We start from the raw sequence: 2,080 nt of genomic DNA on the forward strand, positions 1-2,080 counted from the left end.
AGCTTGTTCTTTAACCTCGGGACCTTCTTGTCAGTGCCTGGTTCTATCCTCCGCTGAACGTCACGGATGGACTGGGAGTCAGGCTGTGCAGATCGCAGGGGTAGACCTGTATGTGAATCACCCGGTGATGGCGCTCGGTTCGACCGAGTGGATCCCCACCACGTTGGCCCTCGACGGCGCTCCTGCCGCTGCATGCGACACGCACCTCATCGTTCGGGTGCAGGCCCAGGTTGCGCTGGTCAAGGTTCGAGTCTTCCAGGATCGCGGCGACGCGGATGACCACGGAAGTGACAGAGAGCCTCTGACCACCGTGTTCGACGGGCATCTTCTGCTGAGTGACGGTCGGCTCGTGGTGGGGGATGTCGTTGGCGAGAGCCGATTCACTACTTCCCTGCTCGGGCAGCCAGGTAGGCGGCGAGTGCGGGTCTCGGTTGACGATCCGCAGGGATGGGCTCGCGCGGTTGACGTCGTCATCAGCGCCGAGACAGTGTGACGGAGCCGTGTATCAGCTCGAATGATCTTCGAACTAGGTGGCTCACGTGTGGATTCGCCGGACGTGGGGGCGGCCTTCGTCTGATCATGTGCTCCGACCAAGGTGCACGTAACCACGACGAAGGCCGTGAGGGTGAGTCTGCTGCCTGATGCTGTCCGGAGGGAGGCGCTCGCGGAAGCGTCACGCTTCCGGGGTGAGTTCTACGAGTGTCTGAGCGCGCGACGCGACGAGCTGTTCGAGTTGGTGGACGCGATGCTGTGTGCGGACGGGGCGGTGAAGACGCCGGTGGACCTGACGTTGCTGCCCGAGCATCGACGTGGCCACGGAGCAATGTACGGCGGCCTGAACCACGGCAGGATCGACGCCGACCAGCTGCGTATGGCGCTGGCCGGGCTGTCGCTGCCGCGGTTCGACGGCGGACGCCTGGTCCTGGCGGTCGATGTCTCGCCGTGGCTTCGTTCGGACGCGCCTTGTTCGGCGGACCGACTGTTCTGCCATGTCTACGGCCGTGCGAAGACGGCCTCGCAGTTCATCCCGGGCTGGCCCTACTCCTTCGTCGCTGTGCTGGAGCCGGGCGCCACGTCCTGGACCGCAATCTTGGATGCGGTGCGGCTGGGGCCAGTGGACGACGCGACCGCCATCACGGCCGACCAACTGCGAGGTGTCGTCGAGCGGCTCATCACCGCCGGCCAGTGGAATGCCGGGGACCCGGCCATCGTGATCGTCAGTGACGCCGGCTATGACGTCACCCGTCTGGCCTGGGTCCTGCGCGACCTGCCGGTCGAGCTGGTCGGCCGGGTCCGCTCCGACCGCGTCATGCGCCTGCCGAAGCCACCGAGGATGCACGGCGTGAATGGCCGTCCGCCTAAGCACGGCCCGGAATTCCGCTTCGCCGAACCGGAGACCTGGCCCGAGCCGGCCATCACCACGATCACGGACACCACCAACTACGGCAAGGCCGAAACCCAGGCATGGGACCGGGTCCACCCCCGGCTCACCCACCGGTCCTCATGGCTGGACCACGAAGGCGAACTGCCCTTGGTTGAAGGGACGCTGATCCGCCTGAAGGTTGAGCACCTGTCGAAGGACCGGGATGCTCCGCCGGTGTGGTTATGGTCCTCCAAGACCGGCGCCACCGCGGATGACGTGGACCGCTTCTGGCAGGCGTTTCTCCGCCGTTTCGATCTGGAGCACACCTTCCGCTTCGCGAAACAGACCCTCGGCTGGACCACCCCGAAACTCCGTACTCCCGACGCCGCGGACCGCTGGACCTGGCTCCTGATCGTCGCGCACACCCAGCTCCGGCTCGCCCGGCCCCTGGCCGCTGACCTCCGCAGGCCCTGGGAGAGGCCCACCACCTCCGGCCGGCTCACCCCGGCCCGGGTCCGCCGGGGGTTCAGGAACATCCGCGCTCATCTCGCCTGCCCGGCCCGTGTTCCCAAACCTCAAGGCGCCGGACCTGGACGGCCACCCGGCGCCAAGAACAAACACCGGGCACCCCGCTACGACGTCGGCAAAACCGTCAGGCGTCCCGAGACCCTCAAGGCCATCGGCAAACCCGGAAGATCTTGGTAGATAAAGAACAAG

Annotated in this window: 2 protein-coding genes; both read left to right on the plus strand. The window is 66.3% G+C overall.

What is annotated here, in order from left to right; translation table 11 throughout:
* The first annotated feature begins 85 nt into the window (after nt 1–85).
* The gene (locus tag ACH4D3_RS41165) at nt 86–493 is read left to right on the plus strand and encodes a hypothetical protein (RefSeq protein ID WP_398332882.1); all 408 of its coding nucleotides are present in this window, start codon (nt 86–88) and stop codon (nt 491–493) included.
* A 132-nt stretch (nt 494–625) separates the two neighbouring features.
* The gene (locus ACH4D3_RS41170) at nt 626–2,068 is read left to right on the plus strand and encodes an NF041680 family putative transposase (RefSeq protein ID WP_398332883.1); all 1,443 of its coding nucleotides are present in this window, start codon (nt 626–628) and stop codon (nt 2,066–2,068) included.
* Nucleotides 2,069–2,080: the final 12 nt, after the last annotated feature.

The organism is Streptomyces sp. NPDC018026 (assembly GCF_044327745.1).
In the GTDB taxonomy this organism is placed as follows: Bacteria; Actinomycetota; Actinomycetes; order Streptomycetales; family Streptomycetaceae; genus Streptomyces; species Streptomyces rubrogriseus.